16 protein-coding genes are annotated in these 12,631 nt (G+C 60.8%); 13 read left to right on the top strand and 3 right to left on the bottom strand.

The annotated features are described in order from the left end of the window. Positions 1–12 precede the first annotated feature (12 nt). The 3 genes from VT84_RS36010 to VT84_RS39310 all read left to right on the top strand — a co-directional run bounded on the left by VT84_RS36010 (position 13) and on the right by VT84_RS39310 (position 2,388). On the top strand, positions 13–420 hold the full coding sequence (locus tag VT84_RS36010) for a hypothetical protein (protein ID WP_082842932.1): 408 nt from the start codon (positions 13–15) through the stop codon (positions 418–420). Then, the gene (locus VT84_RS36005) at positions 417–923 is read left to right on the top strand and encodes a TIGR02996 domain-containing protein (protein ID WP_082842931.1); all 507 of its coding nucleotides are present in this window, start codon (positions 417–419) and stop codon (positions 921–923) included. Before VT84_RS36010 ends, VT84_RS36005 begins: the two co-directional genes overlap by 4 nt. A gap of 523 nt (positions 924–1,446) precedes the next feature. After that, complete coding sequence (locus tag VT84_RS39310; protein WP_157470226.1) at positions 1,447–2,388, top strand: hypothetical protein; 942 nt, start codon at positions 1,447–1,449, stop codon at positions 2,386–2,388. A gap of 312 nt (positions 2,389–2,700) precedes the next feature. Here the strand turns inward: VT84_RS39310 and VT84_RS36000 are convergent, their stop codons facing one another. From VT84_RS36000 to VT84_RS35990, 3 genes are all read right to left on the bottom strand, one after another. Further along, positions 2,701–3,144: a hypothetical protein gene (locus VT84_RS36000; RefSeq protein WP_082842930.1), complete on the bottom strand. Its 444-nt coding sequence runs from the start codon at positions 3,142–3,144 to the stop codon at positions 2,701–2,703. A 125-nt stretch (positions 3,145–3,269) separates the two neighbouring features. Next, positions 3,270–3,734: a hypothetical protein gene (locus VT84_RS35995; RefSeq protein WP_082842929.1), complete on the bottom strand. Its 465-nt coding sequence runs from the start codon at positions 3,732–3,734 to the stop codon at positions 3,270–3,272. Between the two features lie 283 nt (positions 3,735–4,017). Continuing rightward, complete coding sequence (locus tag VT84_RS35990; RefSeq protein ID WP_082842928.1) at positions 4,018–4,401, bottom strand: hypothetical protein; 384 nt, start codon at positions 4,399–4,401, stop codon at positions 4,018–4,020. Positions 4,402–4,922: 521 nt separating this feature from the next. On the opposite strand from VT84_RS35990, the gene VT84_RS35985 reads away from it, so the two are divergent. The 10 genes from VT84_RS35985 to VT84_RS39295 all read left to right on the top strand — a co-directional run bounded on the left by VT84_RS35985 (position 4,923) and on the right by VT84_RS39295 (position 12,587). Beyond that, positions 4,923–5,102 carry a hypothetical protein gene (locus VT84_RS35985; protein ID WP_157470223.1) on the top strand — a complete coding sequence of 60 codons (180 nt, stop codon included), beginning with the start codon at positions 4,923–4,925 and terminating at the stop codon, positions 5,100–5,102. 479 nt (positions 5,103–5,581) lie between these two features. Further along, complete coding sequence (locus VT84_RS35980; RefSeq protein WP_162271960.1) at positions 5,582–6,055, top strand: P27 family phage terminase small subunit; 474 nt, start codon at positions 5,582–5,584, stop codon at positions 6,053–6,055. Positions 6,056–6,057: 2 nt separating this feature from the next. Next, positions 6,058–7,740, top strand: a complete 1,683-nt coding sequence (locus tag VT84_RS35975; protein WP_082842925.1) for a terminase TerL endonuclease subunit — start codon at positions 6,058–6,060, stop codon at positions 7,738–7,740. Between the two features lie 9 nt (positions 7,741–7,749). Beyond that, complete coding sequence (locus tag VT84_RS35970; protein WP_082842924.1) at positions 7,750–7,959, top strand: hypothetical protein; 210 nt, start codon at positions 7,750–7,752, stop codon at positions 7,957–7,959. Beyond that, on the top strand, positions 7,895–9,622 hold the full coding sequence (locus VT84_RS35965; RefSeq protein WP_162271959.1) for a phage portal protein: 1,728 nt from the start codon (positions 7,895–7,897) through the stop codon (positions 9,620–9,622). Before VT84_RS35970 ends, VT84_RS35965 begins: the two co-directional genes overlap by 65 nt. Beyond that, positions 9,612–10,532 carry a S49 family peptidase gene (locus VT84_RS35960; RefSeq protein WP_082842922.1) on the top strand — a complete coding sequence of 307 codons (921 nt, stop codon included), beginning with the start codon at positions 9,612–9,614 and terminating at the stop codon, positions 10,530–10,532. Before VT84_RS35965 ends, VT84_RS35960 begins: the two co-directional genes overlap by 11 nt. A 177-nt stretch (positions 10,533–10,709) precedes the next feature. Beyond that, positions 10,710–11,468, top strand: a complete 759-nt coding sequence (locus VT84_RS35955; protein ID WP_162271958.1) for an SMI1/KNR4 family protein — start codon at positions 10,710–10,712, stop codon at positions 11,466–11,468. Positions 11,469–11,566: 98 nt separating this feature from the next. After that, positions 11,567–11,707: a hypothetical protein gene (locus VT84_RS35950; protein ID WP_157470218.1), complete on the top strand. Its 141-nt coding sequence runs from the start codon at positions 11,567–11,569 to the stop codon at positions 11,705–11,707. A gap of 48 nt (positions 11,708–11,755) precedes the next feature. Then, the gene (locus tag VT84_RS39300; protein ID WP_157470216.1) at positions 11,756–11,932 is read left to right on the top strand and encodes a hypothetical protein; all 177 of its coding nucleotides are present in this window, start codon (positions 11,756–11,758) and stop codon (positions 11,930–11,932) included. A 208-nt stretch (positions 11,933–12,140) separates the two neighbouring features. Next, positions 12,141–12,587: a hypothetical protein gene (locus VT84_RS39295; protein WP_157470215.1), complete on the top strand. Its 447-nt coding sequence runs from the start codon at positions 12,141–12,143 to the stop codon at positions 12,585–12,587. Positions 12,588–12,631 lie beyond the last annotated feature (44 nt).

Here is a 12,631-nt window from a genome sequence, read left to right as displayed (position 1 = left end):
AGGCGGTTTGAGATGGGCGCTAGGATCAAGAAAACGCTGGAAAAAGAAGTGCAGGCGACGTGCGTGGCGTGGCTGGAGTGGTGGGGTGCGCTGCCCATTCGGACCAACTCCGGGTCAATGAAGATCGGCAAACGGTTCGTGCGGTTCAACGACGAGGAAGGGTGCGGCGACGTGCTGTGTTGCCTTCCGGACGGCGGCCGGTTCCTGTCACTCGAGCTGAAGAAACCGGGGCCGGACACGACCAGTTCCGCGCGAAAGAGGAAGCAAGCCGGGCACCGCAAACGGGTGAGGGCACGGGGCGGGCTCGCGATCGTGGCCACGTCGCTCGACGAATTGCGGGCGGGGCTGATGGCAGCGGGTTACGACATCGCGAACAAGTACGAACTGATTGAGCCGGTCGAGCAAGGGAGTGCGGCATGAGCGAGCGCGCCGCACTCCTCACCGCGATCCGCAATCACCTCGACGACGACACTCCGCGCCTGGTGTACGCGGACTGGCTCGACGAGCACGCGGTTGATGATCGCGACCGGGCGACGGCCGAGTTCATTCGCGCTTCGTGCCTCGGGCGAAACCATCCCACCGGATACATGCCACGGAAGGCTTATAAGTGGATCGGGGAGCACTGGCGCCGATTGCTCCCCCTGACTCTCGGGCACCACGTCCCGACCTGGTGGACGATCGGGCGGGACGCGGCGCAGGTCACCGAGGATGTGCGGTGGATGCGCTCCGGGCGAGAGATCCAGGCCCACATGCACCTACCGGCGGGGCCGCACGCCGGGGATCTGAAGTGGCACGCGGTGCAGTTCGAGTTCAACCGCGGATTCTTGCAGTGGGCACGAGCGTACTCGTACCACGTGACTGAGCGACTTCGCGGGCCGATCCTGGCGGACCAGCCGTTCGCCCAGCTCCGGCTCTTTAACTGAATGCGACCCGGCGGTTGGTCACTTACGGGCCACCTGCCGCGCCCCAATGCGATCCCGTCGCGTTGGGGTGCGAGTCAACTGTTGACGGGCATTACTCATTCACCCGCGGCGTATCGCCGCAGCCGTTGCTGTCCGGGATCGCCGGGCCGCGGGCTGATGATATCGACACTCCCCCAAAGAGAAAGGCCAATGGGAATTACCGCATTAGCTCCGTAGTTCGGAAGCAACCGCACTCACGCTTGCCGATTCACAGCATTCCTGCACATGCGGGTGGTGTCGCTACTACCGCTACTCGCCAATAAAGCGGCTATACCCGCCCCGCACTGACACTGGCTTGAGTTGTCAGGCTGTCGGACCCCAGACGAACGAGAAGCTTTCCGAAGTGCTGATCGTGAAGCAACTACCAAACACACGAGCTACGGTTGAGAGTTGACTTGCCTCACTTATTAAAGATAATACCTGCGAACCATTCAGCAGCTTGGTGTAGCTTAAAGAATAACAAATATTCCGGACGGCCAGTAGCATGAATGACAACAAACCCGTCAGTGTGGAGTGCCGAGCCATTTCAGTCCGGTCCGATCTTCCGGAGCTATGGGTTACAACAGCACACCTTCCAGGAGAGCTTACTGGTGGGGTATCTGGCTTTTTAGCAAACAGTTTGCAAACAAATCGCGACACGATTGTAGATTTGGAATTAATTCGCATTGGCTTCGATGTTACTATAAAGCATAACATTGCACTCAAAAATTATGATGTAAAAAAGTTAATATCAATGGACGATGAGCGTTTTTCGCAATTTGCAATCGATCTGATATTATTTGGAAGAGATATGAAGCGCAAGATACGCTCCCTAGATAGAAATATGTACCAGGAATCGCAATTTTATGCGGCCAGTGAAATGAATGAATACTTAAAATTATCGTCAGTATATAGAATTGAGCAATTAAAGACATACTTTCAACTGTCGAGTATTTATCTATCAAGCATTGATTATTTGAATAAAAATAAATCTGTATATGAATTGCGGCGCAAGCTATTTGAATATCAGGTTCCGTACTCTCATTCCCCCGAACTTGGTCAAATTACACTACAGCAATTGCTGAACAATGGGATTCGTTCAGCATGCCTTTTCCCTCTGGGAGCAGGAGTCTGGTCTGGCACGAATAATTTGATATCTGGCCACTTGGGGCTAGGCTTCCAGACAGTTCTCACAGGCGGGGGGATGACGATCTGCGCCATTAGCTCACTGTGGATCACTGATAAAATAATGAAAGGGATACGCAATTTAAGAGACGTAGACTTTCGGAAAGACACTTCCGCCCGCTCGGACGATGACGCTAATGCTAATGCCTTAACAGAATCGCAAGAAAATGAAATCACCCCATCCGCATCTGATAGAGATGGAGCCACCCCATCCCCAGAATCACAGGAAGCAAAGAAGCACGCCAAGAGAAAATCAAAATAGAATATTCCGTGTCAATTGAGTGTGATATACGCAATCGACACCAGAATCGCATCGTTTTTCTCGAAACTAGAAGGTTGTCTCATCACCATCTTAGGCGCAAACCGCCGGGCCGGATTAACACCGATCGAGCTGATCCGAGCGGCCGATGGAAATCAACAAGCGGCGGGTGCCCAAAGCCGTCGGCGACGTGCCGAGCGAGCACGCGAAGGATACGGCGTGAATACCACCGACACCGCATGAGCTCGGCACGTGCGGACAGTCACATTCGGGAGACCCCAACGCGGGGCTCCCGACCTGAAGTCTAATTTAGGTTCAGCGAATTGAACTCGGTTTCGCCCAGTGACCCATCGCTAAGTAAGCGAATAATTTCTCGGCATCCGATTGGATTTTCAGGTCAATTGGTATCAATTTGCCATTGTACTCGAAAACAGTCCCATCAGCATCAAGGAAAGCTACCGCTCCACCAATGGCTAGACCTTTTGCAGCTGATTCTTGTACTATCTCCAATCTCAACAGGTAATTGATTTTTTCATCCGAATTAATTACATCGAACGATGCATCTATTAAGTAGTCATTTCCGAGATACTTGAATTTAATTAGTTTTTCATTGTAAACGGACGGGGATCTCAATCCAGGGCATTTCATGTTCCCGAGACCGGTAATCCAAGCGGTCAGCAGTCGCACTTGACGCTCAAAATGCTCCCCCATCTCTTTAAGGCGCGGGACTCCAGGGCCAAGATATACCTCATCCGCCATCGTCTGCTCCTTCTAGTTTGCCAGACACCACCACGGCGTCCGCCTACCCATATTGATCACTCAGGCGCGGGAGGGAAATCGCAGTTTGAGATTATTCGTTAAAATCGTCAGTGTCTTTAAGGCATTCAAATCACCTCGCCCATCAGCGCTGGCATCCACTCGCTTCGCGTCATGACCTGGTAATAGCGAGTGGACTGCCGACAAATGAGAAACACCACTGGTCGCTCCTGGCGATCACGCACGAGCAACCCTTCTACACCCTGTTTCACCTTAACCCACACCCCGTTCGTGAAGATGTAGTTAGCAGGCACCTTCACTGGCTCGGGCGCCAACACAGACCACTTCCCTTCGCTCACCGACTCTTCCCACGTCCAGCCCGTCGGCGGTAACTTCCGCTCGGAACGATCGTGGTTACCCCAGCGGACGACGTGTAGCCGCCCGTTCCACCATACCGGCAACACGCACGGCCGCGCCTGAAAGTAGAACCGCACCTCTTTCTCGCCGCGTTCGTACACGCGGTCGTGAAGGCTGTGCTGGTCGATGAGCGTAAGCGGCAGTTCGGTCAGCGGTAAGGCGAGCGCAGTACACACAGCGGACCTCCCGCTTATGTGTACACGCGAATACTCAGCGAGTCAACTCGTCTACGTGTTCCGGTATGTTCCGTGTATTGTACGCTTTGATAGCGCCATGCTTTTTTGAAGCCACGTTTAATAAAACGGGCCAGGGGAATCACCCCTGGCCCAAAGCTGCCCTTAAGATGGGACGAGCAGCAATCCCAACTCTGTTTTATCTTTACGGCGAACGATTATCTCGCTGCCTTGCTCGTGCTCAGTGACGAGAGTCTCATATACAGCTAGGGCGCGACTGATGGATTCAACCATCGAGCGCGAGTCCGTTGCTTCCTGAAGTCTCTCCAGTCGTTCCTTGGTTGCCGAGGACAGCTCCAGATTGATCCGAACCGTCCCGGCCCTCTTGTTTGGCCGTGGCATAGTCATTTCTCTCCGTAAATAGTGCGGCCAAGCCCAAAACTAGAAGTGCGCAGGTGATGCCCAGGAGGGAGATGGCCTTATTGCTCCCGTCCATATCGCTCGCTACCACCTTAGTTGCAACCCATACAAGCCCCAGTGTCACTGAGAGGACCGCGATTCCGCGGAACCCACTCCGCTTCAAGCTGTTGACAATCGCTTGGAGCACCGAGTCTTTCACCTCGTTAATGGTCCAGTCCCCAAACGAGGGGACAACTTGCTGCTGAGACATCCGCAGATACCTCCCGACCCGACACCTCCAGCACCAACTCGCCTCGCCGACCGCTGTTGCGGCCGAGACTTCGAGTGCGAGCGGACCTGGTTCCTGTTGTTCGATTCACAGAGATCAAACAGCCGTTCGGTGCGATCATCTGTTTTGTCGCGTTCTACCCGTTTTCTAAGCTTCCCGCCGATTCCATGAACTTTTCCAACGAACATGACATCCCCTTCTGGTGTTTAGCCTTCGCATCAAACGTGATGCGATTAGCGGTAAGAACGCGGCTGCCATCCCAGGACTTCCGCATTCGTTACGCCTGTATTCTATGCGCATTTACTGAAACAAGTCAAGGCCCGTTGAGGCACTGCAAAAATCCTGTCTTTTCTGTTTGGAGCCCGGCTAGCGGCTGAGCGGATACCGAAGAAAACGGCTCCCTCAATCGATAGTCAATACCTATCGAAAATCGCATATAGCATCGCCACCTCCTATTGTGTATGATTCACCCACACCAGGTGAGTCATATGCAGGATTCCGCCATGCCTCTCGTCGAACGCACCCTTGAGCACATCCGCAAACGTGCCCCTCATCTCTCCCCATTCGAGTTGAGGGAGCTGGCCGAACAGCTCGCAGAAGAGGCCGAAGCCCTAACCGACATGGCCGACGACGCCGAGCGGGACAGCTACTTCGTGGATGACCCCGACTTAATCTCAGGCTGATCCGACATGCCGAACCGCGCCAAAAAGTACCGCCCTAACCCAACCGCTCGGCCGCGTACTACAGATGCGGCCCGGGGGACACGCCACGAGCGGGGGTACGATTCTCGCTGGTCCCGTGTGTCCAAACTGTACTTGCAGCAACACCCGACGTGCGTGCTGTGCGCTGACAGGGGGCGAGTCCAGGCCGCAACTTGTGTTGACCACATCGACGGCCTCGGTCCGTTGGGGCCACGTGGTTACGACGAGGACAACTTCCGTTCGCTTTGCACACCGTGCCACAACTCACGGTCGGCACGCGACCGGCACGCCAAGAACCGAGGGGCAACGCCCTGACGCTTGGCAGAGGGTAGGGGGTTTGCCGACATCCCCCAATGGCGAAAGTACCGCATGGCCCCCTTCGCATATTTCGTGGCGAAATTCTGAGGCATTTTTCGCCCGGTACGGTGCCGGGCGGTGGCGCGGAAGAGGTGCTCGGGAGTATGGGACGACACCGGAAGCCGATCGAGAAGCATGTACTCGACGGGACGTATCGCGCCGATCGGCACGGGGTGAAGCCCGACGACTCGGCGTCTGTGCAAACGCCCACGAAACCGGCCGATCTCCAGGGGCCGGCGGGTCAGTGTTGGGACCGGGTTGTTGCTGTCCTCGCGGGTATCGTTCGGGACCGGGACACCGAGCAGCTCGCCGAACTGTGTCGTTGGTGGGCTCGGATTCAGCGGGTCGGCGAAGTGCTCGATAAGGCCAAACCCGGCACGCTCGAGTACGGCCGGCTGATGAACGCGGCGAGCACGGCCGCGGCGACGTTCGACCGGTTGGCGAAGCGCTTCGGGCTGACGCCCGCGGACCGCGCGCAACTGCACGTCGAGGCGACCGGGCCGGCGAAAGCGAAGGTCGCAACCCGGCCGAAGACGGCGCTCGATAAGGCCGGGCCGCCGAAGAAAAAGGGGAAGTAACCTTGATAATCGACCGCGACACGAAGAACTGGATTCGCACCAAGGCGGACGAACGCGCGGCCAAGGCCGGGATGCGTTTCGACGGGGAGCGCGGCGAGTTCGTGTGCAACTGGATCGAAGGGAACTGCTGTCTGTACGAGGGCGATCGCGCGGGCCAACCGCTCGAGCTGTACCCCGCGCAGCGCGAGTTCCTGATGCGTTTGTTCTCGTGGGTGCGTTGGTCCGACGAATGGGACGGTTGGATTCGCCGGTTCACGCACGCGGGGCTCTGGAAGGCGAAGAAGAACGGCAAGTCGCCCCTCGCCGCGGCCTACAACCTGTACCTCCTGTGCGGCGACAACGAGCCGGGCCAGAAGGTGTACATGATGGCCCACGACGGGACGCAAGCGCGCATCGCGCAGACGCACGCGATCAACATGGTTCTGATGTCCCCAGCCCTCGACGACGACTGCAAGATCAACAAGACCACGCTCCAAATCTCGCACCTCCCGAGCAACTCGGTTCTCTCGGTGGTGACCGGCGACAACAAGCGCGGGGCCGACTCGAAGCACGGGTACAACGGCTCGGTCACGATCGACGAAATGCACGTCGTCAATCAGCAGATGATGGAAGCCGTGGGGCGCGCCGGGATCTCCCGGAAGGAGCCCCTTCAGACGTCGTTCTCAACGGCCGGTACCGATCCCTCGTCGGCCGGGTTCAACCGGTGCAAGTACGGGCGCGAGGTGAACGCGGGCCGTCAGAACGACCCGCACTACTTGCACGTCGAGTACGCGGCCCCGCAGAAGGCGACCGCGACCGAGATCGACGAGCACCTCGACGAGTACGGGCGAGCTGCGAACCCGGCGTGGGGCGCGCTCATCAAGCCGAGCGAGTTCCGCGCCGACTGGGAGCGCTCCAAGAGCGAGCCGCGCAAGGTCGCAATCTTCATGCAGGAGCGGCTCAACATCTGGGTCGGGTCCGTGTCCCGGTGGCTCGACCAGCGCGCGTGGGAGCGCGGCGCCCGGCGGTACACGCTCGCGGACCTGGCGGGGCGCACGTGCTACCTCGGGTTCGACGCGGCCCGCAAGTTGGACATGAACGCGGCCGTGTTCCTGTTCCCGTGGCCCGAGGACGGGGACGAGTGCCTGCGGATCTGGCCCGTGTTCTGGCTCCCGGAGCAGACCGCCCGCGAGCGCGCGCGCCTGTTCCCGTTCGAGACGTGGGCGGCCGAGGGGCACCTGAACCTGACCCCGGGCGGCACGATGGACTATTCCCGGGTGAAAGCGGACCTCCGGGCCGCGATCACCGGGAACCAGCTCAACGTGACCTGCCTCTACTACGACGAGCACTACGCGAACGAACTGACCCAGGCGCTTCACGAGGGTGAGTCCCTCGGCACGGCGTCCGTTCCCGGCGTCGTCGGGGACCGCAAAGAGGTGCGCCAGAACATCATGACGATGACCGGGCTCGCGTGCGAGTTCGAGCGCCGGTTGCGGGCCGGGAGCATTCAGCACCCGGGGAACCTCGTGATGGACTGGCAAATCGGGCACTGCGAGGTGATCCGGGACCGTAACAACAACATCGCGCCGAAGAAGCCGGACCCGAACTCGGCGAAGAACATCGACGGCGTGGCCGCGGCCCTCGACGCGATGGTCGGGGTGATCGAGAACCCGGGCAGCAGTGCCCCGACCGTGACCTTCATTTGAGGTTCGACCGTGCTCGTACTCGACTTGTGGGATCTGCTCGCGGTCCTCGGCGTGGCGCTGGTGCTCGGCGGGTTGGCCGCAATGTACTGGCCCGTGGCCCTGATCGTCTGCGGGCTCTTGATGCTCGGCACCTATTACCTCCGGGAGCGCACCCTTGCTGCTGAACCGACTACTCCGGGCGCGGATGAACCCGGGCACCACGGGGCCGAATCGGAATAGCCCGCGCGCGACCGCGGGCTCGGCCGCGAACGGTTGGTGGCAACCGTTCGTGAAGGCTGGCCTCGTGTCGCTCGCCGAGGACGCGGACCCGTCCTCGGGCGAGGCCGCGCTCGCGTACCACGCCTGGTACCGGGCCATCTCGCTCATCGCGCAAAAGGTCGCGGCCGTACCCAAGCACCTGTACCGGCGCACCGAATCGGACGCGGGTGAGGGGAAGGAGCGGGCGCGCGACCACACCGTCTATCGGCTCGTCCACGAGCGCGCGAACTCCGAGCAGACCGCGTTCCAGTTCTGGCTGCAGATGGCCGGGCACGTCCCCTCGCGGGGCAACGCATACGCGGCGATCTGGCGCGAGGGCGGGTCAATCAAAGAGTTGATCCCGATGGACCCGGACCGCACGTACCCGTGCCGGCGGAACGGCCAGTTGTGGTACGTGGTGTTCCCGTTCGAGAGCGAGGGTGAGGGCATCCGGTTGCGTCCCGAAGAGGTGTTGCACTTCAAGGGGTTCGGGTTCGACGGCCTGGTCGGGTACCCGGTGTGGGCGAAAGCGGCTCAGGAGATCGGGCTCGCGCTCGGCCAGCGCAAGTTGGAGTCGTCGCTCAACAAGAACAGCGGGCGCCCGGCGATGCTGCTGGAGACCGATCAGGCGATCGACGACAAGGTGAAGACCCGGCTCCGCGACGATTGGGAGCGCATGCACGTCGGCCTGGACAACGCGGGCCGCACCGCGATCCTCGACCGGGGATTGAAGGCGAAAGCGGTGTCGCTCAACGCGGAGCAGCTCGGCGCCGCCGGCGCTGCGCAAATGTCGCTCGTCGCGATCGCGAACTTTACCGGCGTTCCCGCCTCGAAGCTCGGGGCGGGCGGGCGCAACTACGCGAGCCAGGAACAGGAAGACACCGCGTTCGTCGCGGACGGGCTCGATTTCTATTTGAACGTGCTCGAGGACGAAGCGAGCGCGAAACTCCTGAGCGACCCGGAACGCGCGCAGGGGTACGAGGTGAAGGCGAACCGCGAGGCGCTGTTGCGGCCCGCGATCAAAGAGAAGTTCGAGACGCTCCGGGTCGCGACCGCGGGCAAACCGTTCATGACGCAGAACGAGGCTCGCAAGCAACTCGACCTTCCGCCCTCCGACGAGGGCGACGCGGACAAACTGTTGATCCCGCTCAACATGGGTCAAGGCGGGAACCGTAACAGCCCCAACGACAACGCCGATCCCGGCCCGGGGCGGCCCGAGGGGAGCGCGAACGCACGCGCCCCGAAGCCGGACCCGGCGGTCCGGGCGGCGGCCGCGACCGCGCTCAAGACCTCGGCCAAGAAGCTCGTGAAGCGCGTGGCGTTCCACGCGAACCGGGCCGCTCGTGACGGCGCGAAGTTCATGGCGTTCCTCGACGGCCTGCGCGCCCAGCACGCGACCGTGTTCCGGGCCGAACTGCTCGCGGCCGAGGAAATGGCCACGGCCGCGAACGGGAACGGGAAGTCGCTCAAGGGCCAAGGGGCCGACTGGCTGTTCGAGACGATCGCGGCCGAGTACGCGACCGTGAGCAACGAGGCCACACCGAAAACCCTCGCGGCGTCCGTCGCGGCCCTGGTCGCGGACCAGGAAGTTCGGCTCCCGAAAGACCTCGCGCACATCCTCTTGGAGTCACCCAATGAAGCGTAGCTATCCGCACGTGCTCGCCGCGTTCTACGGCTCACCGTGGGCCATCATCCCCTCGAAGCTCCAAGAGATCGAGGCCGTGTTGTGGCGCCGGGTCGCGGGCGGGGCACAAAAGGCTGAGTCGCTCGCGTTCGACGACAGCGATTTTGAACCGTCATCGTCGCAAGAGAAAAAGCCGTACAAGCTCCAAGGGGCCGCGGCGATCATCCCGGTTCACGGGACCATCACCCCGCGCCCGAGCGTGTTCGCGTCGTGGTCCGGGGGCGCGAGCGCCGAGGGCGTGGGCCGAGCGGTTGAGCAGGCGGCGGCCGATCCCCAGGCCGAAGCGATCGTGCTCGACATCGACAGCCCCGGGGGAAGCGTATTCGGGATGCCCGAAGCGGCCGCGAAGATCCTCGCGGCGCGGAAGTCGAAACCGATCTACGCGGTTGCGAACCACGTGGCGGCGTCCGCGGCGTACTGGATCGCGACCCAGGCCCACACGATCGCGGTAACTCCGGCCGGCCAGGTCGGGAGCGTGGGCGTGGTGTGGGCGCACACCGACGTTTCCGCGTTCGACGAGAAGCTCGGGTACAAAACGACTTACATCACCGCAGGCACGTACAAAGCTGAGGGCGCGGCCGAGTACCCTCTCACCCCGGGAGCGCGAGACGAGATGCAGCGCGTCGTGAACGAGTATTACGCGATGTTCGTCGGCGCGGTAGCAAAGGGGCGCGGGGTGAAGGCCGATCGGGTCGAGCGCGACTTCGGCCAGGGGCGGATGCGATTGGCGGCCGAGGCGGTCGAGCTGAAAATGGCGGACCGCGTGGCCACGCTCGAGCAGGTGGTGAACGAGATCAACGCGGCCCGGACCGCGAAGACGAAGCGCAAGGTTGCGGCGGACCTGGTGGCGAACGGGCTGCCGACCGCGTGAAACTTGCCACCTGCGGCTAAATACCCCCCGGCATATGGAGAAGTGTTTCGCCCGCTCGCAATCGACGCCGGTCGGCATAACACGGACCAGATCGTTGCGTTCCCACTTGGAAACGGCTACCCTCGGCGTGTTATGCCGACCGGCATAAACAGGGTTCGGCGGCGGAGGCCACAGCGGATGACAGAGGCCGACTTTGCCCACATCGAGACGAGATTGGGTATCACACTCCCCACTGAATACCGCCGCGTGATGTCAGCCTCCGGGCCGACCTTGCTCGAACTGGCCCGCGACTACCGCGGCGATAACCACTACGTCGATTCGGTATTCGTGACACCAGAGCGAGTGGTCTCGTACAACCTGTCGGAGCGGCTGGAGACTAACGGAGCCGGGGGCGCCTTCCCTGGTTGGTGGCGAACCTACTTTATGGCGGCGACGGATGGCGGGGGCAATTACTACTGCCTTCGTCTCGACGGCAGACCGGGGCTGTGGATGATCGGCTCGGACTGCGGGGACGAACCGAGGCTCCAGCGCGAGGACTTTGCGGAACTGGTAACCGGGACCGAGAACTACTACCGGGCGTACATGAGCCACCCGGAGTTGGTTGTTGTCATCCCCTGGTACTCGGATAAGGGGTGGGTGCGGCTCCGGGCAGTGGTCCCCGATCCAGAGTCGCTTCGTGCTGACTACAGAGGTTGGCAGGTGGATGCCGAGGCTGCCGTGGCCCGGTTGGAGGCCGGAGGGAAAAAGCCTCACCGCGTGTACGTGGACGCAGAGGCGTTCCTGGGGTGGTGTTCGGAACAGGCCCGCGTCCCGAACGCAGTGAGCCGGGAGGCCTTCGCCGTGGAGGCCCTCGGTCGGCAAGAGCCGTGGTTCGCCAAATGGTGCAGAGCCGAAGGTGGCCCGGCCGAACCCCTCGCTGCACCGGACCGCTGTTAAATGCGTTGTTGGGTGACAGCGTTGCGATGTGCGCGGCCGGTGAGCTATTTGTTCGGCGGCAGAGGGCCGCGGAGCCGCGGAAGTTTTGGAGGCGCGACGTGCTGCTCTACATCCGACGGGCCGGTGGTTTCAGCGTGCCGGAGTGGGAACAAGCCATCGCGGCCACGCCGGACATCCGCGTCATCCAGTTGAGCGACACGCTGGTGGAGGTCGGCGACGAGCAGGTGTGGGTCAGCTAAGGCGGGCCGGGGGCGGAGGTACGGCTGGCCTACGACCCGAAGGTGTGGGTGCGGTCGGGCGACACCCATTTCTGGCTCACCTGCTTCTTCTACCGGGACGGGTACGTGTACTTCGAGCTGTACCACGACCACTCCGACTACCCGGTGCGGCTCGCCGCCCTCCGTCTCGCGGAGTTGCTCGGGGCGCGGATCGAGGATGCAGCCGGTAGTGTGCAGGCCGTGTAGCCACTGTGCAGTAAAGGCACGCCGAACCAGGCGCTGCCCGGACCCGGCCGCGTGCATTGGTTCTGGGATGAGCATAGGGCCTTGATTGCGGCCGAGCTGGTGATCTTGGTCGTTAGGCCTGCGATCACTTCTCCATTTGGTTGGGAGGTGTTTAGTGTGTATCGTTCCGACTGCGTAAGAACGTCACACGCTCTTTTGTGAGGGCATCATGACTTTGCCAAAACAGGTTTATAGGGAGCACGCACGGCGAACGAATCGTACATTGGCTACATACCTATCCCTGCTTGGTTGCGTAAGCAATTTGGATTGCGTTGCGGTGACTGGCGCCGGGATCAAACAGTTCTGGAACGTGCTCAAAGTTCATGAAGATCGAATTAAGTGGTTAAAGGAAGATGTTAAAAGCTATTTTCCACACGTGCGTTTCTTGAGAGATGCAAAAAGAGCGGGCGCGATTGACGGCGTTTGCTTTTCACGACGCCTCATTGGGAATGATATCTTCCCTCCTGGTACAAATCTGGGGACGGCACTGGAGGCTCTTACAGGATCGGGGTTCCAGGCGGCAACGATCCCGCTTCCCACGGAAGCGGAAATGTTGTCTCGCTTGACACTCGCGATTCACGGATTAGCGGCGTCACCGGCTAAAGCAAAGGCATAATTTCCCCCAATCGTTCTTGACAATTCCATAGGTCGAGACGATAC

The organism is Gemmata sp. SH-PL17, assembly GCF_001610855.1.
Lineage (GTDB): Bacteria > Planctomycetota > Planctomycetia > Gemmatales > Gemmataceae > Gemmata > Gemmata massiliana.
Note: the sequence above shows the minus strand (reverse complement) of the source record. Positions and strands in the feature narration are given on the sequence as shown.

Coding starts and splice junctions, on each gene's coding strand:
- VT84_RS36010 (WP_082842932.1), top strand. CDS start 13: ATGGGCGCTAGGATCAAGAAAACGCTGGAAAAAGAAGTGCAGGCGACG.
- VT84_RS36005 (WP_082842931.1), top strand. CDS start 417: ATGAGCGAGCGCGCCGCACTCCTCACCGCGATCCGCAATCACCTCGAC.
- VT84_RS39310 (WP_157470226.1), top strand. CDS start 1,447: ATGAATGACAACAAACCCGTCAGTGTGGAGTGCCGAGCCATTTCAGTC.
- VT84_RS36000 (WP_082842930.1), bottom strand. CDS start 3,144: ATGGCGGATGAGGTATATCTTGGCCCTGGAGTCCCGCGCCTTAAAGAG.
- VT84_RS35990 (WP_082842928.1), bottom strand. CDS start 4,401: ATGTCTCAGCAGCAAGTTGTCCCCTCGTTTGGGGACTGGACCATTAAC.
- VT84_RS35985 (WP_157470223.1), top strand. CDS start 4,923: ATGCCTCTCGTCGAACGCACCCTTGAGCACATCCGCAAACGTGCCCCT.
- VT84_RS35980 (WP_162271960.1), top strand. CDS start 5,582: ATGGGACGACACCGGAAGCCGATCGAGAAGCATGTACTCGACGGGACG.
- VT84_RS35960 (WP_082842922.1), top strand. CDS start 9,612: ATGAAGCGTAGCTATCCGCACGTGCTCGCCGCGTTCTACGGCTCACCG.
- VT84_RS35955 (WP_162271958.1), top strand. CDS start 10,710: ATGACAGAGGCCGACTTTGCCCACATCGAGACGAGATTGGGTATCACA.
- VT84_RS39295 (WP_157470215.1), top strand. CDS start 12,141: ATGACTTTGCCAAAACAGGTTTATAGGGAGCACGCACGGCGAACGAAT.